We start from the raw sequence: 26,288 nt of genomic DNA on the forward strand, positions 1-26,288 counted from the left end.
ACGAGGTAACAATATTGAAAAAATTATTATTACTTGGTGGAACAAAATATCTTCTTCCATATATTATTAGAGCACATGAATTGGGAACATATGTCATCACCTGTGATTATCTTCCTAATAATATAGCACATCGGTATTCTGATGAATATGCTAATGTATCTATTGTAGATAAAGAGGCGGTGCTCAGAAAGGCTAAGGAACTTAATATAGACGGAATTATTTCTCCTGCTACGGATCCAGGTGTTGTTACTGCATCATATGTTGCAGAGAAGATGGGGTTACCCGGATGTCCATATAAGTCGGTAGACATTCTTCAGCATAAAGATAAGTTCAGAGCGTTTCTTCGAGATAATGGCTTTACAGTTCCTAATTCAGCGGGCTTTGATAATAAAGAGGATGCGCTCGCTGGCGCGAGGAGATTCAAACTTCCATTTATTGTGAAACCTACTGATTCTGCTGGAAGTAAAGGTGTGACAAGAATTGATAATCTTGATCAACTGCCAGTTGCTTTAGATGAAGCATTTGATGTCTCTATTTCAAAACATATCATCATCGAAGACTTCATTGAAAAGGTTGGAAGCTCTTCTGATACAGACTCTTTTTCTATTGATTCAAATCTTGTTTTCTGCAGCTTTAATTGCCAGCATTTTGATGCGGAAGCGATAAACCCGTATACGCCTTCTGCATACAGTTGGCCGTCTGATATGCCGCAAACTGTTCAGGGTGATCTTCGCTCTGAGCTTCAAAGGCTGATTAAACTACTGAATCTTGGCACATCACAGTACAACATTGAGACACGCATGGGGACGGATGGTAAAGGCTATATCATGGAAGTATCTCCTCGAGCTGGTGGTAATCGACTCTCTGAGATGCTCAAATACTCATGCAGTCAGGATCTTGTATCTAATGCTGTAAGAGCAGCTTTGGGAATGAAACTGGATGACCTGCATGATCCAGTATATAACGGTGCATGGGCTGAATATATTATTCACAGTAATAAGGCCGGAACTTACAGAGGAATAACACTTGATCCTGAGTTTGAAAAGAAGCATGTAATCGAAAAAGATTACTGGTTGAATCCAGGTGACCACGTGTATGAGTTTTCTGGAGCAAACCGGGCAATTGGTACTCTTGTACTACGATTTGATACACAGAGTGAAGCAGAAGAAACATTGGCCAATATCAATAGTTTTGTAAAGGTTGAATTAACATGAAAAAGATAATTGTTTTTGGCGCCAGCGGTGACACCGGCCACTATTTCATAAAGTATTTCCTTGATCATTATAACGGTGATGAGTATGAGGTCATCGCATCTGGAACAAGACATACTGATTATTTTACCTCTCTTGGTGTGCGTTATATTCCCGTAGATATTACAGATAAATCTGCATTCGAAGCACTTCCGCAAGATGATGTATACGGGATTGTAGATCTTGCTGGAGTTATGCCCGCTCGAATGAAGGGATATGACCCTTATAAATATATTGATGTTAATATCACCGGTAATTTAAACATTCTAGAGTATTGCAGAAGAACTCATGCAGACCGCATTCTTTTTGCTCAGAGCTTTGGTGATATCAAGAATTATTCAGAAGAAGATCCAATCTTGACAGTTAAAATGCCGAGAAACTTCAGTTTCACATCAGACCACACAGTTTATGTCATGAGTAAAAATTTTGCTGTGGACTTAATTGAAAATTACCACCAGATGTACGGATTAAAGAGATTTATTTTCCGATTACCTACCATTTATCTTTATTCTCCAATTGATTATTACTATGTGGATGGAGTGAAACATAAAATAGGATACAGGGCATTGATTGATAAAGCAATTACCGGAGATCCAATTCAGGTGTGGGGTGATCCTAGCCGCAAGAAAGACATGGTCTATGTAAAAGATTTCTGTCAGATGCTGTATAAGGCATTATTCGTTGACCTGGATGTGGGTTATTACAACGTTGGTACGGGAATAGGCACATCTTTACTTAACCAGGTTAAGGGAATGGTAGATGTCTTTAGTGGAGAAAAAAAGTCCGAAATCAGTTTCGCACCTGATAAGCCAAATGCACCTCAGTATATTATGGATATAACCCCTGCTATCAATGATCTTGGGTATAAGCCTGAATATGATTACATTTCTATGCTGAAAGATTTCAAGAAAGAGATGGAGCTTGAGAGAGAGGGCGTGTAAAAATGAGCGAACAAATTTTAGTGACAAAATCATCGATGCCTCCTATAGAAGAATATGTGGATGAGATAAAAGGTATTTGGGACAGCCATTGGCTGACAAATATGGGACCAAAACACAAAGAACTTCAAAAGAAATTACAGAAATATCTTGGTGTTGACCATATAGATCTGCTTACGAATGGGCATATGTCCTTGGAATTGACTCTCCAGGCATTAAACCTGCAAGGTGAGGTTATTACAACACCATTTACATTTGCATCAACGACTCATGCAATTGTACGAAATGGTCTCATACCGGTATTCTGCGATGTCGATCAAAAAACGTTCTGCATGGATCCTACTAAAATCGAAGAGCTTATAACAGATAGAACATGCGCTATTCTTCCGGTTCACGTATATGGCAATGTGTGTGATATTGATGCTATTCAAAAGATCGCTGATAAATACGGTCTTAAAGTAATATACGACGCGTGTCATACGTTCGGTGAAACATACAAGGGCAAGGGAATCGGATCATATGGTGATGTATCCTGCTTCAGCTTTCATGCGACAAAAGTATTTAATACGATCGAGGGCGGAGCTGTCTGCTATCATGATGAGCGGTTTGGCAGAGATATCTATGGTTTGAAAAACTTTGGAATCCGTGATCAAGAAACTGTCGACGCGGTTGGCTCGAATGCCAAGATGAACGAGTTCTGTGCTGCGATGGGGCTTTGCAATCTGAGACATGTGGATGAGGAGATCGCGAAGAGGAAAAAGGTTGTCGAGAGATACAGAGCTGATCTCGACGGAATAGACGGACTCCAGCTTAATGCCGTCCAGCCAGATGTTAAAAGTAACTATGCGTATTTTCCGGTGATTTTTGAGCCAGAGACTTTTGGCGCAACCAGAAACGAAGTCTTTGATGAGCTTGCAAAAGACAATATTAATGCGAGAAAGTATTTTTATCCTTTGACAAATACTTTTGAATGCTTTCACGGACAATTTGATGTAATGAAGACGCCGGTTGCCTTACATATAAGCAAACGGGTTTTGACGTTGCCTTTGTATGCAGACCTTGCACTTAGTGATGTGGATAGAATCTGCAATATTATAAAAAGCTGCGCGAAATAAACATAAGAGATACTTCGAAAGGGAATCCATTTCTATAAAAGAAATATGATGACTATTTATGGATACATTTAAGAATACGAGAGTAATTTCAGGGTTCATCTGGCGCTTTATGGAAAGAGTCGGAGCCCAGCTTGTACAGTTTATCGTTTCTATAGTTCTTGCGCGCATTCTTAATCCATCGGCATATGGCACCGTAGCCTTGATAACGGTCTTTACAACGATTATGCAGGTATTCGTTGATAGCGGACTTGGAAATGCTCTGATTCAAAAGAAGAATGCTGACGATATTGATTTTTCTACAGTCTTCTACACCAATATCGTTTTTTGCTTACTGCTATATGGAGTAATGTGGCTTTTCGCTCCTGCTATAGCTGGATTTTATCATCAGCCGGAGCTTGTTCCATATGTTAGGGTTTTGAGCCTCACCATTGTTGTCAGTGGAGTTAAGAACGTTCAACAAGCATATGTTTCCAGGAATATGCTTTTTAAACGGTTCTTTTTTGCAACATTAGCTGGTACGATAGGCGCAGCAGTCTTGGGCATTACTCTAGCGCTGCATGGTGCCGGAGTTTGGGCTATTATTGCACAACAGCTTTTTAATTTGACCGTTGACACTTGTGTCCTTTGGATTACAGTAAAATGGAGACCGATAAAAGCATTCTCGTTCCAGAGACTAAAGGGACTTTTTTCATTTGGATGGAAACTGTTGGTCTCTGCTCTGATTGATACTGGCTATAACAATCTTCGTCAGCTTCTTATAGGAAAAATTTACTCGCCGAGTGACTTGGCATACTATAACCAGGGAGATAAGTTCCCAGCGGTAATTGTTAATAACATTAACACATCCATAGATTCAGTTTTACTACCGGCTATGTCTAGTGAACAAGATCACAAGGATCATGTAAGAAATATGACAAGAAGGGCCATAAAAACGAGCACTTATATTATGGCGCCGCTGATGATTGGATTGGCTGCATGTTCAAGGGAAGTTATCTCTTTAATATTAACGGATAAATGGTTGCCTTGTGTTCCGTATCTTCAAATATTTTGCTTTACTTATATGATCTGGCCGTTGCATACGGCTAATCTTAATGCGATCAAAGCTCTTGGCCGTAGCGATATGTTCCTTAAGCTTGAGATCATAAAAAAATGCGTTGGCCTTACGCTACTTTTAATAACAATGCGAATCAGTGTACTTGCAATGGCTATTAGTTTGCTGATTAGTGGCGTATGTAGTTTGATCATTAATTCATGGCCAAATCGTGGACTTCTTAATTACAAAGTAGAGGATCAAATTAAGGATATTTTACCAAATATAATTATGGCACTCATCATGGGGACAGCAGTTTTCGGCATTGGATCAACTCCATTTCCTACTGTTTTAAGATTAATAGTTCAAATCGTTGTAGGGGCCGGAATTTATTATATTCTTTCTAGAATTACAAAGAACGATACCTATTTTTATGCAGTTAATTTGATAAAACAGCATAAAGATAGTAGTAAAGAATAAAGTCTGGCGTGGTCTGGACTTCTCGGGAATCCTTGTTGAAATCGAGGCTACTACTCACTGTGTCACTTGTCCGGAACATGGTGTTGTCACTGCTGCTGTTCCATGGGCATACTCTCAAAGCAGCTTCACCAAGGACTTCGACCTTACCGTTGCATGGCTTGCGACATATTTAACCCGCAGCGCTGTGTCGAACTATATGCGGATCGACTGGCAGACTGTCGGCAGCTGCATGTCGAGAGCCCTGCGTGATCTGGAGCCGGAACGGACCAGGCGGCTAAATGGATTGGTGAATATCGGCATCGACGAGACCAGCTACCTGAAGGGTCACAAGTATATCACAGTAGTCGTAAATCGCGATACCAATACTGTTGTCTGGGTTGCCAATGGGCCACGGAGCCCGCTGGATCACTGACTGTGTTAATGAGTTTACTCCTGAGTGTGCGCGCTGCGTGGATCCCTTCCACGTCGTCGAATGGGTCATGGATGCACTTGATGAAGTCCGTAAGGACCGCTGGCGTGCCGCCTATGCAGCTTGCCAGAGAGAACCCGCAGAAGCGTGGTCGTCCGAAAACGGATGATGAGACTGTTGGATAGGGTCAAGATTTTTTCGCAAATTCAATTTCAACCATCGGATTCTTGGTAGTTAGCCGGCAGACGCCTCAGCCGTTTCCGTATTGTTCATAAGTTCCATCTGGAACAGATGATCCATGTTGAGATACCGCTTGGTTCCCCAATCCGAAGCCGCTACGTAACGAAGTCTGGCGCAAACCAGCATCAAAGCACTTTGCCCATCTGGAAACGCCCCGATTGCCTTGGTACGCCGCTTGATTTCTCGGTTGACTCGCTCTGTTACATTGTTCGTCCGAATACGGGTCCAATGTTCTGTAGGAAAGTCCATGTAGGTCAGAGTTTCATCTACACCGTCCTCAACTTTCTTTGCGGCTGCAGAGAGCTTCATTTCACGAAATTTCGCAACAACGGAAGCTACCTTTTCGCGTGCTGCCTCTTTGTTCGTAAACGGTAAATCGTCAGTACCTGTCAAACTTAGCTGACCTTTGGGATAATGGAAAATATCTGGTGATAGGCACTGTTAAGGAAACATTACAATATTACGAAAATATTACGCAGGGATCATTAAGGACGAAATTATAAAGGATAATTCAAGTCCGGAAAGTTACTTTCCAGTCCAACAGACGGTTAATTTTTTATTTCGTAATATCCATTATCGAAAGATTATTTTCAGATCATTGTCTTCAAGGATGCTGTCTGAGTCATTTATTGCTTTTGAAGAGGTGTTAATTTGAGCCGATTATTTGTGATTGGAAATGGCTTTGATCTGCATTTTGGCTTAAATACAAAACCAGAATATTTTGAAGAATATTTGGCAACGAAATCTATTTATAACGAGCCAGATAATGCGTTAGATTATTTTCGGTGTTATGGTGTAGATTGGTCAGAATACGAACAGTCTATGGCAAATATTGAATTTGAAGAATTGGAAGAGGAGCATGAGCAAGCTCCAGATTATATGTCAGATCATGAGAGAGACAGAGATGGTGTCATATGGGATATGGAGATGCTTGTTGATAGCCTTTCTGGGGCAATAAACGATGCCTTGACCGATATGGTTGATGCTGCAAATGCACAAATCGAAAGTTATATCATTAATGATTCAAAGTATCCATTAAGATTATTTAATGCTGATGATGCTATTCTTTCTTTTAATTATACACGCACTGTTGAGAGACTATTTGATGTACCTGTGGAAGTTCCAATACTCCATATACATGGATTTCGCGATAATGAAGATCCGTTAGTGTTCGGATATAGGTTGGATGATAAAATGATGTATCCGTCACACTGGGGATTGAATGAAGAGAATGGGGATTATTATATCGATCAGCAACGACAGATAGCATATAGTTTTTATACGCGTTTAGAAAAGCAACTTAAGATAGACAAACTAAATGTTTTTATGAATGGGTTGAATGTATGTGAAGTAATCGTGCTTGGGCATTCGATGGGAATCGTAGATTTTGACTACATGGAAGAGATAGAGAAAGGGTTAAATCCAAAGCGATGGTTGATCTCTTATTATAAAGACCATGAAAAGAATGATATCTTAAATAGAGGTTATTCCTTTGCTTCAAAAATACAGTTTTGCACAATAGATGAGATCCTTTCGTGAAACGGCGTAGATACTTGTTGCTGATCTCATGAGTTGTCATCCAGTTGCTCTCATTGATTGTCTCTGAACTGCTCAGTTTGTTGTCATCGTTTTTTGTTCTAAACGCCGGGCCGAAGCCCGGCAGGAATTATTTTTCTATTATTGCGTTGGCGAGCATTTCATGCTCTGCAACAAAGCTGATCATGTGATCATCGATCAGCCATTTCTGCCTCTGACAGGCATACATCAGGCTTTTTTCGCACACACGGTTGATCATCCGCGGAATACCGTTGGAGATCTGATATATCTTATCAATGGCGTTGTCTGTGAAGACATCCTGTTTACATCCGGCATATTTCATATGCGAATCGATATACCCTTCGCATTCGGATCTGTTCAATGTGGGAAGTGTACAGTACATGTCTATCCGCTGGCGGATGGCCGTATAACGCTGAAGGCGAACTTGCTTTCCCAGAGCTCCGTCTGTCCGCACAATACAAGAGCCATCGGACTTTCGGAATCAAAATGATAGTTCAGCATGAAGCGGAATTCTTCAAGCATCTCCTTATCAAGCAGATGCGCTTCATCCAGAACACAGACAACACGTTTTTTCTGTACGCCCTGAATGATCTCGATTGCTTTCAGGAGTTGCCGCTTGGCATCTCCACGGTAGAATCCGGATTCCATTCCCAGCTGCTCGAGCAGTCCCTTATAGAACCATTTCGGAGTCAGCTTGGAATCTGAAAGATAAAGAAGAATGTATTCATCTTTTGGAAGCATGGCATCAAACTTACGCAGCAGTGTGGATTTGCCGCAGCCCGGATCAGACGTGACGACAGCGAATAACTTTTTATCTGCTACATACATAAGATGGCCAAGGGTATCACTCATAGCCTGTGTTTCATACAGCGCCTCCGGTGGTACATTTCTGGTAAATGGAGTTCTACTCATTTCGAAAAATGACTCATACATTGTCTTTGCCCTCCCTTCTGTAATCAGCAAAAGAGATGGCATCGGCTACCACTGTTTTAGATTCGCGGTGTCGTTTTTCCAATCCGTCCAGTAATCGGGAAGTCTCAGGCTTATCCATTGCCTGTATTGCGGCAGGCAGTGACGGTTTTGGATCACAGTAGTCCTTTATCTGTAATGGCTTGGCTTCAAAGGGCTCTACATGCGGATGATATACTCTGATGGTTTCCGGGCTGACAAGATCATAAGCAATCTCAACTTCCTGGCCAATGAGTGAAGGCTTTGCTTCGTATTTCCTCCCCTGAAATTTGATACATGCTCCGCGGTCAACCTTGCGGGTTACATGATGCAGAAAAGCTTCAGCAACGGTGGCTGTATCTATAAAGGTAAGTGGTCTGGAGTCTCTGTTCCACTCCTGAACAGGGGTAATGCCATCGGCGGGTACAACAACACCCTGGCTCTGATAGTATTCAGCTATCCCGCTGTGTGCTTTTCTGTGGTAATACTCCTCAAGATAGAGGGACCACAGGGCGTTTAACTGATCAAGAGTTTTAACATTCTTCAGCTTGCACTCACGATCGAAGGCGTCCACTACCTGATGGAACTTCTCGATTTTTCCTTTGGATTTTCCGCTTCTTACAGGCGCGTATCCGATGTGAATACCAAGTTTTGCCAGGGACAGTTTCAGTTGTTTGGCTACATACTGGGAACCATTGTCAAAGTATGCCCGGTCAAACTTACCGGCACGCAGAAGCACTGTATGAAAAGTATCTTCAACGATAGTTTCCTCACAGTTATCATAAAACTTCGATGCGATCACAAAACGTGAATGGTCATCGATGGCAGAAGAAAGATAGGTCTGTACCTTTGCACCATTCTTACCAATTGGCAGCTTTGGCCCATATTTAATATCGCCCTGGATCAGCATCATTCTGTGTGGCTTGCAAAACCGCTTGGATGAGCTCTCGCGTGCCTCCTTGTAGGTCTTCAGATGTTTAGCTCCAAAACCTGCCTTGTACAGATGGCGTTCCAGTGTTGAACGTTTCAATACCCCCGGTGCGATACGATGTTCCAGTTCCAGGATCAGGATTATTTGGGATACAGATCTCTCAGGTACTTCCCGTCTTAACTGGATTGCTTCGTCTACAAGCTCATCGAAGTTATCCGGCAGGGCCTGTGATCGGCGTTTTTCCCGGTTCATCGGCCTCAGCCCGTTAAATGCCTGATCCTTAAATGCTTTTTCGTAGCGGTATAACGAACGGATCGTTATGTCGTTGGCTTCTGCAATCTGTTTCCGAAGGACAACACGTTTGGCGTTATCCAGATCCTCCTGTAACAGTGGAGCGATCAACGTATAGCGGCGCAGCGCCTCGTTATCCTGCCATTCTTTGTTTATCGTCATAATAGTAACCTCCTTATGAGATCACTATACAGAGCATGATTATGACAGTATAAAAAAAGTAGGTGCACGAGGTTCAATAATAAACCGGCAGCAGAAACCCGCCACTGTTATAAACGGACCGGATGATCTGTTCCAGCCAGCATGGGGATCTATGGCGTATGGATTCGAGCAATGGTACCTGTGAATACAATACCTCCTGATCGTAATCAGAAAGCTCATAAGCAACAGAGCGCAGATATCCCTCGATGCGTTCCAGGTTTTCTGTAAACCAGCGAATCCAGAGCAGCATGGTATACACACATGGGTAGTCTTCTGAATTAAGGTCATCAGAAGTAACTACTCCGTCGATCACACCTGAAATGGCTTCGGCTTCGTAGTGCTTGTACGGCACCAGGCAGTCCGGCAGTTCATTATGATAGCGGCCACAGCCAGAGCATCGAAATCTACGGATCATGAGCCACTGCCTGCTTCCGCCCTCGGATTTCAGAATTCTGGGCTTCCTGTCGCGATAAACCAGTCTGGCCCGGCAGACTGGGCATGGAGGAGGTGTACCATTGCTTTCAACATAAAAAATCTTTATCCTCATTGTGAACAAGAGCAAAGTCTGATACACTGAACATGGTTGTAAAACAGGGTCCAGAGTACACGACGTCGCGGGAGGGTGTTCTGGACCTTTCCTTTTATTTTATTTACTAAAAGACAGTATACAGAGCAACTCCGTGACACACAAGGGGAGCAACTATTGGACATGCTGAGAAGTCAGCAACACCTTCGGCTCAAGAGCCTGGGATTTAGTGACAGAAACATTGCACGCAGCTGCAGTGTTTCACGTAACACAGTCAGACGCGTGATCGATAAGGCGACTGAGATGGATATCTCATGGCCTCTCGATTTCGACATGACTGACGGTGCGCTCGAGGAGCTTTTGTTCCCGAGCGACAAGTCGGCGACAGACAGACGGCTTCCCGACTATAACTACATCCGCAAAGAACTCTTGCGGAACGGTGTCACAAAAAAGCTTCTGTGGATCGAATACTGCGAGGAATGCCGGCAGGCCGGCGAAGAACCTCTCATGTATTCCCAGTTCTGCGAATACATCCGCAGGGATGAACAGAAGCGCCGTGCAACCATGCACATCCCCAGAAAACCGGGTGAGCAGATCGAGGTTGACTGGGCGGGAGATCCCGCGCACATCATCGCTCCGAATACCGGTGAACTCACCGACTGCTGGCTGTTTGTAGGCGTTATGACCTACAGCCAGTACACGTTCGTCGAAGCATTTATGAACGAACGGACCGGGAACTGGATCAAGGCCAATGTCCACATGTTTGAATTCTTCGGCGGCACTGCACCGATGATTGTGGCCGATAACTGTACAATAGCGGTCGATCACAAAAAGAGTGACTGCGGCCACTCACACGAATCAGTTGTTGCTGAGGAAGCGAGCACATCTGCATCAGATGCAGCTTTTACAGAATCATCTTGTGGAGCATAGTGGACAGTTAGAAAAACTTTGTTGTTTTTCAGAATCGTGACGTCACCATATTCCATTGCCATACGGGCAACCTTGGAGAAGTTCTGATTAGTTTCTGTCATCGAAACAGTTTTATCAGTGTCAATAATCATAATGAGTACCTCCTTGATATTTTGATTATAGATAAATTCTATTATCGAGGAATCTATAGAGGATAAAAGGAAGAATCATAGGGCTGTTCAGGTTTCCTATGGTGTATGGAAAACCTATAACGGCACGAAGGAACACAAGAACTGTATTATTGCCGAGACACTTGAAGCAATCGATGATGTAATGCTTTTTCGAATTTCAAATTACTTTTTGAAATTCACTGAAGAGTATATTCGTCAGCACGGCGAGTGTAAAAACGACTGATATGAATATGTCGAATACGGAACCACAAACCGTCTGAGAATAACTCTGCAAAAGAGCGATTTCTCAAGAGAGGCAGCCACCTATATCAGAAGTAATCAGGACGAATATGTGGTGATAGTTGATGGAAACTATAACTGAGAAAAAGCATACTGGAATGCGGATCGGAATTGGTAAGACGCGAGGCGGCTGATATCATTTTCATTTTGCCAGAGCTTTTTGTGGATTAAGAAATACATCTTGGAGGAGAGACGATCAGGAAGGCGAAGTTCTGGTGGAGTCCCGGCGCTTTGATATCAGTCAGATTGACTTTGATCTGCTGGCAGCAGAGTTTGCAAAGGTGAAGAGAAAGAATCTGATGATCAAAGACCTGAATGATCTGGTGCAGGAGCGCTTATCAAAGATGATGGCGGTTAATCCGTCACGTGTTGATTATTATGTTCGCTACATGGGAATCATTGAGACCTATAACGCGGAGCAAGATCGGACGACCATAGAGAAGACCTTTATGGAGCTCATGGATCTGGCAAAGAGTATGTCAGAGGAAGAGCAGCGATATGCACGTGAAGGGTTCTCCAGTGATGAAGAGCTGACGATTTATGATCTGCTTTTCTCAGAGAATCTGTCGAAGAGTGATATAGATAAGATCAAGAAGATGTCCAAAGACCTGCTTCAGAAAATAAAAGAGAGAATCGACGGTATGGATCACTGGACGGATAAGCAGGAGACCAGGGCAGCAGTTGATGTTCTGATCAGAAATGTGCTTTATGAAGAGATTCCGGACAGCATGTTCGATCGGCTGGAAGCATACCGGAAGGCTATATACGAACATATTTATACGCACTATAAGCAGGCGGCGTAAGAAAAGGAATGAAGTAAAAGATGGTATATAATTGCTTTATAAAATGCCAGGTTTGTGGAAAGATAACACGTATTCGACTTCAGGTCGGATGGCTTCCGGAACATCCAATTGTAGTTACTTGTGGGGAATGCGGCACTTCTCTGTCTGGAAAGGTTACTATAGGACAGGAACAGCCAGGGTTAAGATTTGCATTTGATAATGCTGAAATAGTGATAGATGAAAATGCAGATTATATGGTTGAGTGTTCTGGGGAATTCCCGGTAATGAAGCAGGGAGCTGCAAAAGACCCACTAAAAAATCCAATTACGCCGTTTATCAGAGTTATGAATCGCATGGATTCAAACGATGCATACGAAGAGTTTTGTAAATCTGTTGCTGCGGTGATGAAAACAAAACAGCAGTGGAGTTTTTATAAAAGAATTCTGGACTTAAGTGGTGATTTGAATAACAAATATCTTCTTCAGGAAATCAGGAAGATGTTTGATGAAAAGGTGATGCCTTGTAGAAATGAACTGGAGATTTTGAGAGCGGTTCATATGGTTGAGATTCATGGGTTCATAGGACCGTTAATGCCTGATTTTCTTAAGGATTTGACCTTTAGTAGCGATATTTTAAAACTGAATATGGATCAGACCAGACAGCTTATAAGCTTCTTGAACAGTAATCCTGGATATGGCCTTAAGGATATGCAAAACTTGATTTACAAGATGCTGGATGAGTTTCTGGATGTTTTTCACGCGCTTATTCCCGTATTGGCAGTGCAATATTACAAAGACGACAGTGTAGATTATGAAAGTGAAGGTACTACGACAAGCAATTTTGATACGGTGAAACAGTATTATTTGGATGTTTATGAAGCTCTGGGAAATCTATTAATTGTTCCTGTTGCTCTCAATAACATAAAGTATAGGGGTGATTATAATAAACTGAATCCTATAGAAGCAAGAAATAACTCACTCTCGGATTTTATTGGCCTTACAAAGGCAAATCGATATAAATATTGCATTGATACGGAAATATATACAGATAAGCTTAGGGTTATTATCAATTCAAAGCTGAGAAATGCTATCGGGCATAATGATGTGGAATATGATACTGCATCGCAGAAGATTACATATATTCCGAATCCGAGAGATCGGTCAAGAAAAGAGGAAGAATATCTTCTGGAGTTTGAGAATGAAGCGCTGCGATTATTTCAAGGCTTGTTGGTGACCGATGAGTATGTATACCGTTTGCGGCAACTTGAACTTATGATAAATGGATGCGTGCCGTTAAAACCGTAAGAAAGGAAATCTTGATGAGCTATTATACAGAGAGACATGGATTGAGGAAACCCGTAGAAAGAACATATGTGATTACCTATGAAATGTATGCAATGCTCTTTGATTGCTGCGAGAAATATTTTGAGAATCTTGGTTGCAAATATCCAGAGGAATGCCCGGATGGAAATGGATGTTGCGGTTTGGACTATGAAAATTTAATACGGCATTAACCTTTGAGATCCCTACAATCTTTAAGGACAGTAGAGGTTGCGTAGGTAAACCGCAAAAGGCGGCATATTATGGAGAAGATGATAAATATGATCAGTATGCTCTCTTGGATTTGATAGAGCTGATTGCAAATGAAATCTATGACATTACAGATCGTCGATATCATAGTTATTACAGGCACGATGATATTTCTTTTGGAACAACAACATGGATTAGGCCAAAGTTCCGGAAAGAGATTAACGATATCTTTACAAAAACGGGATTACTATATTTCTTGAACGACGATGGTATGGTTGAGAGGATAGTTGAGAATACTCCATTAACACCGGAAATAGAGAACGAGGTTCAGAATATAAAGGAAAAAGGGATAAAGGAGCTTTTGGAGGAAGCAATCTATTAGGAATAAGACTGGCTTTTTATGGGATGCTGTTCCTGTAGATAATATCGGCATTGAGGATCTTGATCAGGACAGCATTGAGATTTTTAAGCGCGAAGCACTTCGTAAACAAAGGATGGAAAAGGAGGATTTGGATATTCCAAATGATGAATTGATGGATCATCTGGATCTCCTAGTGGACGGGAAGCTTAAAAGGGCTGCTGTAATGTTATTTTATCGGAAGCCGGGTCGGATAATTACAGGAAGCTATGTCAAGATCGGAAAGTTCGGTGAAGGCTCTGATTTGCAGTATCAGGATACTGTGGAGGGATCGCTTTTTAATATCGCTGACAAGGTGATTGATCTGATATATACAAAGTATTTGAAAGCAAAAGTTACTTATGAGCATGATGTTCGGGTGGAGACATACCCTTTTCCGCGTGAGGGAGTGAGGGAAGCAATCTACAATGCTCTGGGACATAACAATTACGCTGCTAGCATTCCTATTCAGATACGGATTGAAGATGACGCTATGTACATCAGTAACAACTGTATTTTGCCGAAGAACTGGACAGTAGATACACTGATGAAACCTCATAAGTCAGAACCTTTCAATCCTTCCATCGCCCATGTTTTCTATCGTGCAGGTTACATTGAAGCATGGGGACGCGGAATTCAGAAAATCTGTGAGGCTTGTCAGGAATTAGGAACGCTGGAGCCGGAATATAGGGTGCTGGGTGATGACATTACTGTCAAGTTTTTTGCGCTTGAGAGCGCCAAAATATCAGAATCCAAAAATCCTAAACATCAGGGTGATGTTTTGGAGGATAAGATTTTAGATGAATTATGGAGAGATCCAAGATTGAATCAGAAAGAATTGGCTGAAATACTTGGAACCTCTGTTCCGTCTATCCAAAGGGCAATGAGCAAGATGAAAGATGACGGATGTATTGTACGAAAAGGTGGAAAGCGTTTTGGATACTGGGAAATTCATGAATAAGAACTCAACGAGCCATATTGTTACTGACGCCGTGACTTGTCTCTGAACTGACGGCATCTTTTGTCTCGGTTCTGCCGAACTTCATGTCACTGAATTCGCTTTATATAAGGCGCTCTGGCTCTGCCTGAGCGCCGCACGCACCTTGAAAATCAGGATTCCTTCTGGTTCCATTTCCGTTCCCAGTCTTCTGCGATCCGACTGATGGCTTCCGGCATCTCCGCGTTCGGATCAAAGAACGGGATCCGGCCTCGAAGGATACGGTATAGATGGAAGAACTGTCCCAGGTGCATCCATTCGATGAAGTCTTTCTGATCCCTCAGTTCTGCCTGAAGCTCGTATGTTTTGATCATGTATTTTGTATAGCTGTTGAAGAAATGGAAGCCTGGTTACTGGGTGATCGAGAGGCATTGAAAACAGCATATCCTAAGGCAAAAGATGGTGTGTTAAAATCGTACAGCCAAGACAGTATTTGCGGAACATGGGAATTGTTAGCAGACACCATTTATAGTGGCGGATACAAAGCTTTAAAAAAACATCCGTATAATGTCATTGGTAAAGTTAAAGCAGAGTGGACAGAGAATATTGGAAAATATATGGTCCCAGAAAGAAATATCTCTCCTAGTTTTCAATATTTTTATAATGAGGTTATGTGCAGAGTACAGAATTATTTATAAGATGTTGATCGATGTGACCCATTTCTTTTCCTGGTCATTCAGCATAATGATTTTGTAGAAAGATATATAAATGCTAATCTGAAACTGAGCCATGGAGGGTGCGGACGTTTTTCTGTACAGCCAAGGTAAGTCTAGGAATCAAAGCAAATATTATTACCCAGCATAGCTATGGAATATTTGGATCTAATAAAGGACATCTTTCATTGACAAATATCTTTTGAATGGTACAATAATATTACCTGATTGGTAATTTTACGTGGAGCGTGCTTGTGAAAATAAACTATGCAAATGAAAATGTAAGGCAGCAATGCACAAGCATGAAGGCTGCAACAAAGTTGTTTGGTGGCGATAAAAGATTGGCGATAAGTTTACATGCCAGAATCAATGCCATTGAACAGGCAGATATAATAAAAGATATCATTGCCATGCCAACATTTCGTTTTCATAATTTGCATGGGAATTTGGATGGATATTTTGCCATTGATATGAAAACGCGAAAAGAGAAATGGCGGCTAATATTACAGCCATTAGATGATAATGAAGCGGTATATGATCCGTGTCATATTGATGAGATTGCCAGTGTTGTAAAGACAGTTGAGATAAGAGAGGTGAGTGCACACTATGAGTAATTATATTGAATACAAAGATCAGATTGCATTCCATCCAGGATATTACCTCAGCGAAATGGTGGAAGAAAGCGGTCTTACGCAGAAGGATTTTGCGAAACGATTAGGAACAACTCCAAAGAACCTCAGTGTTCTATTAAAAGGAGAGCAGAATTTATCTATAGATATTGCTACAAAGCTTTCGAGAATGCTTGGCACGACAGTGGCTTATTGGTTAAATCTACAGCAAGCTTATGATGAAAAGCTTGCTGCCTTTATGTCCGAAGAAGAATTAGTGAGAGAGAGAGAAGTGTTTAAACTTATCGACTATGGCTATTTCAGAGACAATTTTCATCTTCCGGATCTGCCCAGAAAAATTGATGAACAGATTAAATGTGTTCGTGAGTTTTTATCGGTATCTTCCTTAACCATTTTGGAAGAACAGAATCTGGCAGTGAGTTTCAGAAGCTATACAACGGATTTAAGCCTTTCGAATGTTGTAAATGCTAATGCGATGGTTCAGATTGCAATCAATAAAGCTTTGAAAACAGATGCTCCGAAGTTTAATAAGAAAAAATTTGAGAGCGCAGTTGCATTTGCATTAACACAGACCAGTAATCATGAAAATTTCTTCCCTGTGGTTCGGGAAGCTTTTGAAAAGGCAGGGGTAATTCTGGTTGCACTTCCGAATTTAAAAAGTTCTGGAATTAATGGTGCGACAAAGAAAGTAGACGGAAAAGTCCTATTGATGGTCAACGATCGCAGGCATTATGCGGATACCTTCTGGTTTACCCTCTTTCATGAGATTGGTCATATCCTTAATGGAGACTTAGGGATTTCAGTTAAGGATGAGGCTGAAGATGAAGCTGATCTGTATGCACAGAGGACCTTAATTCCTCAAGAAGAATATGAAATATTCGTTAGAGAAAACAAAGTATTCACGGAAAGCAAGATCAGAGATTTTGCAGACAGGATAAAACAAGACCCTGGCATAGTGTTTGGTCGTTTACAACGTGACGGAAAGATATCATATACTGATGTAGTGCTGGGCAAAAAACTTCGCCATAAATACAAAGTTATACTCGCATAAGGAAGACACATGATGAATAGAAGGGCTGTGAAATAATCAGCTCAAGAAAAAAGAGAAGTAATAGCTGGAAACAGCCGATTACTTCTCTTCTTTATGGTAAAATATTACCATGATCAATCAAACCAATTCTTATAATACTCTAAATCAGTGCGATATCATCAGGGCGTTTTACCATTTTTTATTTCAGATTGCTTGGATACCAAAAATGAAATTTTAAATTCCACCATGATTATTCCGGCCCCTTAGGAGCCATCTGTCCGGACTTTGAGAGCCACCATTCCGGAGAATGAGAGTCACTGATTCCGGAGTTTTGGAGCCACTCTGACGGCTCCTGTATCATACGTTCCTTTATACTGTTTGTGCACGCTTCAGCGTGACTACAGATAAAGGAGGGTCACCATTATGACCAAGTATCGTGAGATCCTTCGGCTCAAGAGCCTGGGATTTAGTGACAGAAAAAGGGTTGAAATTGTGATATACCGGGAGTGGTAGCTCCCTACGCTGCTCGGACAAATCAAAAACCTTTTTGATAAATCACACACCTCTCCGTGGTGAGTAGCAGGCAACGACCTTATGGACGGCGAAGATGTGATAATAATACGAAGATAAAGGGAGGGTAATTATGAATACTGTTTACGAGCAACTATTATATACAACGCTAAGAATAGAATGCAAAAACAGTGAAGGCAAAGTAACATCAATAGGAACAGGATTCTTGTTGTCTCGCCCTGTAGGAGAAAACCAATATAAATTGTATTTAATCTCAAATAAACATGTGTTAATTGGAACCCCCAATATTACTATATCTTTCACGTGTAAAGAAAATGGGGAACCGAAACATGGGCATAAACAGGAGCTTAATCTTCAAGGTGTAGATCAAATTGTCAAAGGGCATCCCAATCCAAATGTCGATATTGCGGCAATGGATTGTACGGGGGCTTTTTATTGCCGCAGAAGATAAAACATACTATAAGTATGTTGATTGTTCCATGCTTGCTGATTTTCATGAGCCAGAATTATCGGTTACAGAGAATGTGTATTTTGTTGGTTATCCAGATGGTAGATATGATATGGCTAATAATCTGCCACTTATTAGAACGGGCATGATTTCAAGTCACCCGCAATATGATTTCAATGGACAGCCGGAATTTGTGATTGATGCACAAGTATTTCCTGGTTCAAGTGGGAGTCCTGTTTACATAGATTTGACATTCGAGAATTTTAAGAACGGACAAATTGTAGTTGGACAAAGAAAGTTGAAATTGCTTGGTATTGTTGCGATGACAATGATTCGGAATAATACATTGCAGGCAATCCCAACAGGAACGAATTATATTACGCAAGAGGTGCTGGGATTAGGAATTGTTTTTAAATCGACAGCGATTAAAGGACTTGTTGATTCGATGCCATTTAATTAAAAAAGGAAAGAGGTTATCACGATGCCCAGAACGAAAGGCAGCAAAAACCGTCCCAAAACCAATATCACCAAAGACTACGCATCCCAGATCGCAGAAAAGCAAGAGACTATTGCGTCTCTGAATACTGAAATCGCATCCATCACCGGCAACATTGACACTTTGAAGGCTGATTTGAAGGAGAAGAAGACTGCTCTGAAGAAGGCCGAAAAAGAAGTGGCATCTCTAGCGAAGAAGGCAAAGGCAGATGCTAAGGCCGCTGAAGAAGCTGCTGGCCAGCGGCATGAGTGCGGATGAAATCCTCGAAAAACATAAGATCGGCCGTGTGGACAAACTGAACTCCAGAAGTTCACACGTTTTTTTGAAGGTCGCTATATAGTTTATAACGGAAATAAAAGAAATGGAGTGTGACATAAATGAATTTATCAAAAATACATCATATTGCAATCATCGTATCTGACTATGAAGCAGCTAAGGATTTCTATGTGAACAAGCTGGGATTCTCTGTCATCAGAGAAAACTATCGCCCAGAGCGTAAAGACTGGAAGCTGGATCTGCGTGTTAACGAACACACAGAGCTGGAGATTTTTGCAGAAGAAAACCCGCCGAAGCGTGTGAACCACCCGGAGGCCTGTGGGCTGCGTCACCTTGCATTTTGTGTGGAAAGCGTGGAGCAGACAGTGAATGAGTTGGCAGAGGTAGGAATTGAATGTGAGCCAATTCGTGTGGATGATTACACCGGCAAGAAGATGACCTTCTTCCATGACCCGGACGGACTGCCGTTGGAGCTGCATGAGTAAAATGAAGAAAACAAGAAAACCAGGCGGTGGCCGGAAGAAGTTGAAGCCAGAGTACGATGCCGGGAAAAATCTGAAAGAGCAGATGGAAAGTGCTGTGGCACTTTATGATTCTGAGATGTCCTTGCAGGCCATCGGCGAAGAACTGGGATTAAATCCAATCAAAGTAAGAAAGCTGCTTATCACGGCCGATGTGTATGAATCTGAAGTGGCGGAGAAGGTGCAAGCTACCTTTCAAGAATACCGTGAAACACAAGACTACAAAACCTCCATACACTCAACTGCAAACACTCTGAAACTTTCCAAAGCCTCCGTCACCTCGTACCTGCCATATCGGAAAGGTGTGTACTTCCCAAGCACAGCAGAAAAAGGGAAGATCAGTGTCGGAGCAGCGCGGCAGCGGAGATACAGAGCAATGAAGCGGTGGAGGGTTGATCCGACAGAAGAAAACTTCTGGGGCATGGTTATGTCCTATGCAGAGGTAGGATTTAAAACCTACTCTGGATTGCCATTCTCTTACGAAATTAAAAAAGGCAGGAACGGTGAGCACACAAAAGAGCTGTGGATCGACCGCCGGGAGAAGAGTAAAAGTCTAGCATGGAGTTCAGTGCTGCTGGCGCTGAAGAATATTAAAGGAGAAGTGGTAGACCGCCCGAAAGCTCTGGACGATATCCGGGGAGTGACTTACATCTACGGAATGTTCTATCGGTTCGGATTGATCGATGTGCCGGATGAAGTGAAGGAGAAGATGGGGCATCCGAAAGACCGCAAAAAATAGGTTGCTATATGCAAAAGTCTACGGTAAGATGTGCCGTAACTGAGGATGTGAATCTCAGTTGGGAAGGATGGTAGCATTATAGAAAAATTGAAGAAAATGCTGGAGGAGTATTTGAAGAAAACGGAACCAGAGTGTCGAGTGACCAATATTTATGTGCTTCCATTTTGTGTCCTCCTTATCTTCTTTCCGTGTTCTAGGCAATTCTGCTATTTCCGTTTTACTTGCTAGGCGTACTGCTGGATTCTCTTTATATATTTGTGCTCCGCAGTCTGGGCAGCGGTCAGGTAGTTCCTCAGCAGAGAAGCAGTAGCGGCAGGCGTTGCAAAAGTAGTAGTTCAAGTCATATTCACCCCAATCTCTAATATATCCTCAAATGCAATAATGGTCGGCAGCTCTTTGCCGGTATCATTTATAAATCCTGTGTAAATTCGGGGGTGCGGACGAAATCCTGGACCAAATGAGGTCATTAACAGGAGGAGGTCACTCACATGTATTCCTACGAAGAACGATTGAAGGCCGTTCAGCTTTATATCCAGTATGACAAGAGCTACGCGTCGGTTTTCAGAGAGCTTGGATATCCACCATCTTCACATTCCATAAAACTTTGGTATAAAGAGTATGAAAAAACCGGAGGTCTGCATAAGTCTTACAGCAGTGCAAACAGCCACTTTCTGCGGACAGCAGGGCCGCATTTTCCGGACGGTTCGGGCCATATTAAACGGACAGCCTGGGAGATCAGTAGGGCAGAGGGTACTCCGCCCTACTGATCAGTATTGATCGGTGTTCCAGAAGAAAGCTATGCTTTCTCAATCAGTACAGTAAATCCTGTCGTCAGTCTGCGTCTGATCCCGTCAAGCTTACCGTAGATTTCCTTCTCGTCACTCAGCTGGTTTCCCCACTCATCTGGAGAATACTGACAGCTGAAGAGTGTGGAGGTGCCAAGGTCATCCTGAAGCTTTATGAGATGATACAGGATCTTGATCCCTTCTTCTGAATACCTGCTTATGGTAAAATCATCAATGAACAGCAGCTGGATCCGTGCATAGTACCTGATCCTCTTGCGGTACTTGTTCAGATCTTCCTGGCGGTTGAGGACGATCAGTTCGTCTAGCAGGTCACTATAGTCTACGAACTTACAACGGTAATTACGTCTGCATGCTTCCACACAACAGGCAGACAGGAAATAAGACTTGCCGGCACCGGTGATTCCATAGATCCCGACGTTCTGCCGATTCTCAGCGAAATGAAATTTCAGGATCTGTTCAACGGTGGCATCATTGTAGATGCGTCCGTTGCCGGTTTTCAGATTCTCGGCCAAAGCACCTTTATTGATCAGGCTGCTGAGCCGCAGATCTTATTCTTCATTGCCAACCTCCGTTTCCTGACGCTTCAGCAGGTTCTTAAGGGAATACTTGCTGTCATCATCTTTGTAGGGCGCCGGATACGGCTGTTGCAGCATCTTCGTTGGGTCTACTCTGTGGCATTGTACTTTGCAACGGCTCTTTATGGTAAGTTGAGATTGTGTTACATATATAGGAATGGTTGCATCTCCCAGCTAAAACGGCGTCTTTACAGCAACGTTCCAGGGCTTCCGCTTCTCAGCACCCACCTTTTCCATCAGGACACGGCTTAAATCATCCAGCGAATAAAAGACCATATCTTCCATATCCATGAGGATGTGCATGGGAATGATCTTTACGTGGCCTTCCACAACTGGTTTCCAGCGGGGGGATTTCACTTTGGCAGGGGTTAAAACCGTATTGTTATGTTCTGCCCATGCCTGGAAATCTTTATTCAGGACAGGGCTGATCCAGTCCTTGTTCCGGGCAACTGCCACTTTGCAATTATCCGGGGTGATCGTCGGCGTCACGCCGCCAAAACAAATCAGAGCATTATTATTAACCCGGATCCAGTTCCGGATATCGCATTCGGTCATTCCTTCAGCGTAAAAGTAATCACTGTAGGTGAGGGCAGCGATAAAGATCGTGACCTTTGTGGTCTCATCCGGGTTCCGGCGATTTCACGGCAGCTGAGATGGGTCACAAAGTGAAGCCTTAGTACTTTTTTGTAATCCATAGTAGGACCTCCAGATATAATATTTCTCCATTTTAAGGAGATGCGCTTATTATATCTGAAGATCTATTGTCCGGTTAATGTTTCCTTACTTGTCCGCTAATTATGTCTCAGACTGTCCGCCGAATATGGCACAGATGTCCGTTTAGCTCGACAATCTGCACGGAATGTCCTGTTAAGAGATGTTTGGCATAATTATATATAAACAGAAAGTTATTTTTGGATAAAAAGCTCAATAGACATTTTGTGTAAAAGTAGTACAATACACTTATAAGTAAACCGGTTTACTAAAAACTAGAAAATAATTTCATTAAACCATTGCTATATATATGTGTAATGGTTTACCATATAATCTGAGATCAGGATAGCATTAATATGCTAATATTGGGATTACAATTAAATATAACTATTCCTGGAGGATTGATTATATGAGGGTTACAATTTCGGATGTTGCTTTAAGGGCAGGTGTATCCAAATCGACAGTTTCTAATTATATTAATGCAAGATACGAGAAAATGTCAGATTCAACTAAGCAGGCAATTTCGAATGCGATGAGGGAATTGGAATATATTCCGAATGTAAGTGCTCAAAGACTTGCTAATAAAACTAAAAGCCGGACTATCTGCTTAATTATTCCAAGAAATATGGTTCGTATTTTTGATTCTTTATACTATCCGACGGTTTTTAGAGCTATTGAGAAAGTTGCAGCAAAAAGGCATTATCGAATTTTGCTATATCCAATGAGCGGCATCAGAGATGATGATTTTAAATACCTTAATGGGATTTCTTCGTCTTTAATCGATGGTTATATTGTTTTTGATCTTTCTGAAGACAATTTGTTTTTTAGAGATTTTGAAAGCAAAAATATTCCATATATATGTGTTGGCAAAATATGGAATGTTGACGATTACAATTTTGTGGCGTCAGACCATCAAAAAGCGATAGAAGATTCTATAAAGTATTTACGGCAATTGCATCATGAAAAAATTGGCTTTGTAACATTAAAAGATGATAGTGTTGTTTCCAAAGTAAGAGATAAGGGTATTTTAGAGATTTGTTCGGAACAGCGCATTCCACTCGAAAATATCATCCGGTATGATCACAAATATCAAGTACGTAATGCTGACGATGAAACATTGCTTCACATGTGGGAAGAGATTTTTAATGATGAAACTGCAACTGCATTTATCATTACTTCAAGTGTGAGGCCGATGATGTTATTAGCGGCACAAAAATGCGGATTGCATGTTCCTGATGATTTTTCCTATATAAACATTGAATATTATCAGCGTAGTCCATTAGATGAAACTGTTCAGACTAGAGTTGAGTCGAGGGCAAAAGAGGTCGCTGAGATTGCTTTTGAGGAATTGCGCAAAAAGATTAACTCTGAAGAGGAACGGAAAAAACGGACAAATATTCTGATTCCACTTTATTTAACAATTGGAGATACCACTGCATTTAATCCAAAAGCGTGAACGAAGGCTGTTGCCTATCGGAAGTAGTCTTTTAAAGGAGGGAGCGTAATATGAAAAAGAATGTCATCGCAATGTTGACAGCAGTATCTGTTTTTGGTGTCACATTGGCTGGATGTGGATCTGGATCGACAGCAACCAGTTCTAACGCATCTAGTAAATCAACAACATCGACAGTGGCAACTGCTTCTGCAAGCGAAGCATCAACAACGGATAGTTCGGCTTCTGCTGAAACGTCTGGAAGTTCTAAAAAACTTGTCTTTTGGGATAAAGCGGAATATGTTGACGAATACGGCACAATGATGAAGCAAGTCGTTGATAATTTTGCAAAAGAGAACAATGTTGAGGTCGATTATGTAAATGTTCCCGCAGCTGATATGAAACAAAAACTAATGGCTGCTATTGAGGCAGGGAATGCACCTGATTTGATTGTTGGAGATAATACGCTTGTTGGCCAGTTCGGATCTTTACAACAGTTAGCAGATGTCACAGATGTTGTAGATAGTATTGATTTTACTGATGCAGCAAAATTGATTGGTGATTTTGATGGAACGCAATATATGATTCCACAGGCATTTACAGCTCCAGGTATGTACATTAGAAAAGATGTATGGGAAAAAGCCGGTTTAAGCATGCCGACCACATGGGATGAATTAAAAGAACAGGCAGAAAAGGTCAATGATCCGTCCAATAACTTTTATGCTCTTGGATTTGCAATGGGTGCATCAGGTGGTGGAGATGCTGAAGGTTTTGTTAGGACGATTATTCTTGACTGGGGTGGACAGACAGTAGACGAAGATGGAAATGTTACTGTAAATTCTCCGGAGACGGTGGCTGCATTTGAGTACATTAAATCTCTTTATGATGAAGGGTTAATTTCACAGGATGCAATAACTGGAGACGATAACTGGAACAATCAGGCGTATCTAGCTAAAACCACAGGAGTTATTTGTAATTCTGGATCTGTAATTGCATCTATGGAATCGGATGATCCAGATCTGTTAGCAAATACAGAAGTTATTGCATATCCTGCTGGACCCAAAGGAACATATACACTCGGTGGAAGCAACGTTTTCGGAATTATTGCTTCAGGCAAGCATGTTGATACTGCTAAAGAGTTTGTAAAATATTACTTCTCAGATGTGGATAATTATGAATCTATGATTGAGGTAATGGATGGTATGTGGCAGCCAGTTATTAATGGGCTTGATGACAAACCATTTTGGCAGGAAGATCTTCACAAGCCATGGCTTGAATCTTCACAGCAGACTGTTGCAACGTATTACCCGGCACCGACAGATGATCGCGCAATGACATGTTTTAGCAACCAGCTTTGCGTAAAGGCAGTACAGGAAATGCTTGTTAACGGAACCTCTGCCGAAGATGCAGTGGCTGATTTGGAACAGTCATTTAAGGAAGTTTATAACAGCTGACAGGTGCGAATGTAAAAAGAGGGTGGCCAAAAGCCACCCCCAAATTATAAAAAGAGGTTTCGGTTTGAAAATAAAAAACACGCAGATAACAAAATATGCAAGCCAACAAAAGAAGGATAGACGACTTGGAATTATTTTGGTGATTCCTGTACTGTTTGTCATATTTGCCATTACCGGTATTCCATTTGTCAGAGCAGTATATTGGAGTTTTACCAATAAAGTTGTTGGTTCTAAGCCATCATTTGTTGGCGTGGCAAATTACATACGAATTTTCCACGATAAAATATACTGGAAATCCTTTTTTAATACATTAGTATATACATGTGGATGTATTGCTGCCAAATTTCTGCTGGGATTACTCTGGGCAGTATTATTAAACCAGGATCTAAAAGGAAAGGGATTTTTTAGAACTGCACTATTAATTCCATGGGCTTTGCCTGGCATGGTTGCTGCAATGACATGGAGATGGATGTATGACGGAACATATGGGATCATCAATAGTTTGCTTTTACATAGTGGGATAATTTCGACTCCAATAGCGTGGCTGTCAGATCCTAAGTTGACCTTATTATCTACCATGATTGTTAATGTATGGAGAGGTGTTCCTTTCTTTATGTTTAGCATTCTTGGCGTTCTTCAAACTTTGGATAAACAAATGTATGAAGCAGCCATTATCGATGGTGCCGGAATTTTTCAACAGTTTTTTCATATTACCATACCCAACATTGCAAATGTTCTGATGGTAACAACGTTATTATCGACAATTTGGACGTTCAATGATTTTGAAAATGTCTGGCTCGTTACAGGAGGTGGCCCACTGTATTCTTCTAGTACAATTGCCACCTATACATATGATATGGCATTTATTCAAAATTATTTGGGGAGAGCTTTGTCAATTGCGGTATCTGTTATACCGATTCTCCTTATTCTTATGTTTGTATTTCAAAAAATTCAGAAAAAGATCGATGCATAGTAACAGAGGAATAA

Annotated in this window: 31 protein-coding genes and 1 pseudogene; 24 read left to right on the top strand and 8 right to left on the bottom strand. The window is 41.6% G+C overall.

The annotated features are described in order from the left end of the window. Positions 1-14 precede the first annotated feature (14 nt). From ACTQ1O_RS12090 to ACTQ1O_RS12115, 6 genes are read left to right on the top strand one after another with little or no spacing between them, the layout of a single operon-like run. On the top strand, positions 15-1,214 hold the full coding sequence (locus ACTQ1O_RS12090; RefSeq protein ID WP_441487473.1) for an ATP-grasp domain-containing protein: 1,200 nt from the start codon (positions 15-17) through the stop codon (positions 1,212-1,214). Next, positions 1,211-2,191, top strand: a complete 981-nt coding sequence (locus tag ACTQ1O_RS12095) for an NAD-dependent epimerase/dehydratase family protein (RefSeq protein ID WP_441487474.1) — start codon at positions 1,211-1,213, stop codon at positions 2,189-2,191. The genes ACTQ1O_RS12090 and ACTQ1O_RS12095 overlap by 4 nt, the downstream gene beginning before the upstream one ends. 2 nt (positions 2,192-2,193) lie before the next feature. Then, the gene (locus ACTQ1O_RS12100; RefSeq protein WP_441487475.1) at positions 2,194-3,303 is read left to right on the top strand and encodes a DegT/DnrJ/EryC1/StrS family aminotransferase; all 1,110 of its coding nucleotides are present in this window, start codon (positions 2,194-2,196) and stop codon (positions 3,301-3,303) included. Between the two features lie 58 nt (positions 3,304-3,361). After that, positions 3,362-4,813, top strand: coding sequence for a lipopolysaccharide biosynthesis protein (locus tag ACTQ1O_RS12105; protein WP_441487476.1), 1,452 nt, complete (start codon positions 3,362-3,364; stop codon positions 4,811-4,813). A gap of 40 nt (positions 4,814-4,853) precedes the next feature. After that, entirely contained in the window at positions 4,854-5,225 is a 372-nt protein-coding gene (locus ACTQ1O_RS12110) for a helix-turn-helix domain-containing protein (protein ID WP_441487520.1), read from the top strand. After that, the gene (locus ACTQ1O_RS12115) at positions 5,197-5,391 is read left to right on the top strand and encodes a transposase (RefSeq protein WP_441487521.1); all 195 of its coding nucleotides are present in this window, start codon (positions 5,197-5,199) and stop codon (positions 5,389-5,391) included. The genes ACTQ1O_RS12110 and ACTQ1O_RS12115 overlap by 29 nt, the downstream gene beginning before the upstream one ends. A 65-nt stretch (positions 5,392-5,456) precedes the next feature. Here ACTQ1O_RS12115 and ACTQ1O_RS12120 read toward each other — a convergent pair. Continuing rightward, a pseudogene (locus ACTQ1O_RS12120) lies at positions 5,457-5,825 on the bottom strand (transposase); the annotation flags it as partial. A 288-nt stretch (positions 5,826-6,113) separates the two neighbouring features. Here ACTQ1O_RS12120 and ACTQ1O_RS12125 point away from each other — a divergent pair. After that, complete coding sequence (locus ACTQ1O_RS12125; RefSeq protein WP_441487477.1) at positions 6,114-7,001, top strand: AbiH family protein; 888 nt, start codon at positions 6,114-6,116, stop codon at positions 6,999-7,001. A gap of 127 nt (positions 7,002-7,128) precedes the next feature. Here the strand turns inward: ACTQ1O_RS12125 and ACTQ1O_RS12130 are convergent, their stop codons facing one another. From ACTQ1O_RS12130 to ACTQ1O_RS12145, 4 genes are all read right to left on the bottom strand, one after another. Then, positions 7,129-7,341 (bottom strand): hypothetical protein, encoded by a 213-nt coding sequence (locus ACTQ1O_RS12130; RefSeq protein WP_441487478.1) that lies wholly within the window; start codon positions 7,339-7,341, stop codon positions 7,129-7,131. Between the two features lie 62 nt (positions 7,342-7,403). Continuing rightward, positions 7,404-7,952: an ExeA family protein gene (locus tag ACTQ1O_RS12135; protein ID WP_441487479.1), complete on the bottom strand. Its 549-nt coding sequence runs from the start codon at positions 7,950-7,952 to the stop codon at positions 7,404-7,406. Then, positions 7,945-9,351 (bottom strand): Mu transposase C-terminal domain-containing protein, encoded by a 1,407-nt coding sequence (locus ACTQ1O_RS12140; protein WP_441487480.1) that lies wholly within the window; start codon positions 9,349-9,351, stop codon positions 7,945-7,947. The genes ACTQ1O_RS12135 and ACTQ1O_RS12140 overlap by 8 nt, the downstream gene beginning before the upstream one ends. A gap of 73 nt (positions 9,352-9,424) precedes the next feature. Next, on the bottom strand, positions 9,425-9,937 hold the full coding sequence (locus ACTQ1O_RS12145; RefSeq protein WP_441487522.1) for a DUF6431 domain-containing protein: 513 nt from the start codon (positions 9,935-9,937) through the stop codon (positions 9,425-9,427). A gap of 282 nt (positions 9,938-10,219) precedes the next feature. Between ACTQ1O_RS12145 and ACTQ1O_RS12150 the strand changes: the two genes are divergently transcribed. The 6 genes from ACTQ1O_RS12150 (at position 10,220) to ACTQ1O_RS12175 (ending at position 14,964) form a co-directional block, all read left to right on the top strand. After that, positions 10,220-10,846, top strand: a complete 627-nt coding sequence (locus ACTQ1O_RS12150) for a hypothetical protein (protein WP_441487481.1) — start codon at positions 10,220-10,222, stop codon at positions 10,844-10,846. Between the two features lie 664 nt (positions 10,847-11,510). Beyond that, entirely contained in the window at positions 11,511-12,098 is a 588-nt protein-coding gene (locus tag ACTQ1O_RS12155) for a type I restriction enzyme endonuclease domain-containing protein (RefSeq protein ID WP_441487482.1), read from the top strand. Positions 12,099-12,118: 20 nt separating this feature from the next. Continuing rightward, complete coding sequence (locus ACTQ1O_RS12160) at positions 12,119-13,381, top strand: SEC-C domain-containing protein (protein WP_441487483.1); 1,263 nt, start codon at positions 12,119-12,121, stop codon at positions 13,379-13,381. Between the two features lie 14 nt (positions 13,382-13,395). Continuing rightward, positions 13,396-13,590 (top strand): hypothetical protein, encoded by a 195-nt coding sequence (locus tag ACTQ1O_RS12165; protein ID WP_441487484.1) that lies wholly within the window; start codon positions 13,396-13,398, stop codon positions 13,588-13,590. A 104-nt stretch (positions 13,591-13,694) separates the two neighbouring features. Further along, positions 13,695-13,988, top strand: coding sequence for a hypothetical protein (locus ACTQ1O_RS12170; RefSeq protein ID WP_441487485.1), 294 nt, complete (start codon positions 13,695-13,697; stop codon positions 13,986-13,988). A gap of 112 nt (positions 13,989-14,100) precedes the next feature. Further along, positions 14,101-14,964, top strand: coding sequence for an ATP-binding protein (locus tag ACTQ1O_RS12175; RefSeq protein WP_441487486.1), 864 nt, complete (start codon positions 14,101-14,103; stop codon positions 14,962-14,964). Positions 14,965-15,113: 149 nt separating this feature from the next. Here the strand turns inward: ACTQ1O_RS12175 and ACTQ1O_RS12180 are convergent, their stop codons facing one another. Continuing rightward, positions 15,114-15,314, bottom strand: a complete 201-nt coding sequence (locus tag ACTQ1O_RS12180; RefSeq protein ID WP_441487487.1) for a hypothetical protein — start codon at positions 15,312-15,314, stop codon at positions 15,114-15,116. A gap of 24 nt (positions 15,315-15,338) precedes the next feature. Between ACTQ1O_RS12180 and ACTQ1O_RS12185 the strand changes: the two genes are divergently transcribed. The 8 genes from ACTQ1O_RS12185 to ACTQ1O_RS12220 all read left to right on the top strand — a co-directional run bounded on the left by ACTQ1O_RS12185 (position 15,339) and on the right by ACTQ1O_RS12220 (position 20,323). Next, positions 15,339-15,638 carry a hypothetical protein gene (locus ACTQ1O_RS12185; RefSeq protein ID WP_441487488.1) on the top strand — a complete coding sequence of 100 codons (300 nt, stop codon included), beginning with the start codon at positions 15,339-15,341 and terminating at the stop codon, positions 15,636-15,638. 269 nt (positions 15,639-15,907) lie between these two features. Continuing rightward, complete coding sequence (locus tag ACTQ1O_RS12190; RefSeq protein WP_441487489.1) at positions 15,908-16,267, top strand: hypothetical protein; 360 nt, start codon at positions 15,908-15,910, stop codon at positions 16,265-16,267. Beyond that, positions 16,260-17,333 (top strand): HigA family addiction module antitoxin, encoded by a 1,074-nt coding sequence (locus ACTQ1O_RS12195; protein ID WP_441487490.1) that lies wholly within the window; start codon positions 16,260-16,262, stop codon positions 17,331-17,333. Before ACTQ1O_RS12190 ends, ACTQ1O_RS12195 begins: the two co-directional genes overlap by 8 nt. A gap of 622 nt (positions 17,334-17,955) precedes the next feature. Further along, on the top strand, positions 17,956-18,294 hold the full coding sequence (locus ACTQ1O_RS12200) for a hypothetical protein (protein WP_441487491.1): 339 nt from the start codon (positions 17,956-17,958) through the stop codon (positions 18,292-18,294). Beyond that, positions 18,239-18,751 (top strand): S1 family peptidase, encoded by a 513-nt coding sequence (locus tag ACTQ1O_RS12205; protein ID WP_441487492.1) that lies wholly within the window; start codon positions 18,239-18,241, stop codon positions 18,749-18,751. The genes ACTQ1O_RS12200 and ACTQ1O_RS12205 overlap by 56 nt, the downstream gene beginning before the upstream one ends. Positions 18,752-18,772: 21 nt before the next feature. Then, entirely contained in the window at positions 18,773-19,045 is a 273-nt protein-coding gene (locus ACTQ1O_RS12210; RefSeq protein ID WP_441487493.1) for a hypothetical protein, read from the top strand. A 119-nt stretch (positions 19,046-19,164) separates the two neighbouring features. Then, complete coding sequence (gloA2, locus tag ACTQ1O_RS12215) at positions 19,165-19,548, top strand: SMU1112c/YaeR family gloxylase I-like metalloprotein (RefSeq protein WP_227617353.1); 384 nt, start codon at positions 19,165-19,167, stop codon at positions 19,546-19,548. A 1-nt stretch (position 19,549) separates the two neighbouring features. Beyond that, complete coding sequence (locus tag ACTQ1O_RS12220) at positions 19,550-20,323, top strand: hypothetical protein (protein WP_441487494.1); 774 nt, start codon at positions 19,550-19,552, stop codon at positions 20,321-20,323. 796 nt (positions 20,324-21,119) lie between these two features. Here the strand turns inward: ACTQ1O_RS12220 and ACTQ1O_RS12225 are convergent. Both ACTQ1O_RS12225 and ACTQ1O_RS12230 read right to left on the bottom strand, forming a co-directional pair. Continuing rightward, on the bottom strand, positions 21,120-21,641 hold the full coding sequence (locus ACTQ1O_RS12225; RefSeq protein WP_441487495.1) for an ATP-binding protein: 522 nt from the start codon (positions 21,639-21,641) through the stop codon (positions 21,120-21,122). Positions 21,642-21,878: 237 nt separating this feature from the next. Then, the gene (locus tag ACTQ1O_RS12230; RefSeq protein WP_441487496.1) at positions 21,879-22,259 is read right to left on the bottom strand and encodes a hypothetical protein; all 381 of its coding nucleotides are present in this window, start codon (positions 22,257-22,259) and stop codon (positions 21,879-21,881) included. Positions 22,260-22,824: 565 nt separating this feature from the next. Here ACTQ1O_RS12230 and ACTQ1O_RS12235 point away from each other — a divergent pair. The 3 genes from ACTQ1O_RS12235 (at position 22,825) to ACTQ1O_RS12245 (ending at position 26,274) form a co-directional block, all read left to right on the top strand. Further along, positions 22,825-23,871: a LacI family DNA-binding transcriptional regulator gene (locus ACTQ1O_RS12235; protein ID WP_441487497.1), complete on the top strand. Its 1,047-nt coding sequence runs from the start codon at positions 22,825-22,827 to the stop codon at positions 23,869-23,871. Positions 23,872-23,921: 50 nt separating this feature from the next. Further along, the gene (locus ACTQ1O_RS12240; protein ID WP_441487498.1) at positions 23,922-25,301 is read left to right on the top strand and encodes an extracellular solute-binding protein; all 1,380 of its coding nucleotides are present in this window, start codon (positions 23,922-23,924) and stop codon (positions 25,299-25,301) included. A 64-nt stretch (positions 25,302-25,365) separates the two neighbouring features. Continuing rightward, positions 25,366-26,274 (top strand): carbohydrate ABC transporter permease, encoded by a 909-nt coding sequence (locus tag ACTQ1O_RS12245; RefSeq protein WP_441487499.1) that lies wholly within the window; start codon positions 25,366-25,368, stop codon positions 26,272-26,274. The last annotated feature ends 14 nt before the right edge of the window (positions 26,275-26,288 follow it).

Origin of the sequence: Bilifractor sp. LCP21S3_A7, assembly GCF_052118825.1 — a bacterium.
Lineage (GTDB): Bacteria > Bacillota > Clostridia > Lachnospirales > Lachnospiraceae > Bilifractor.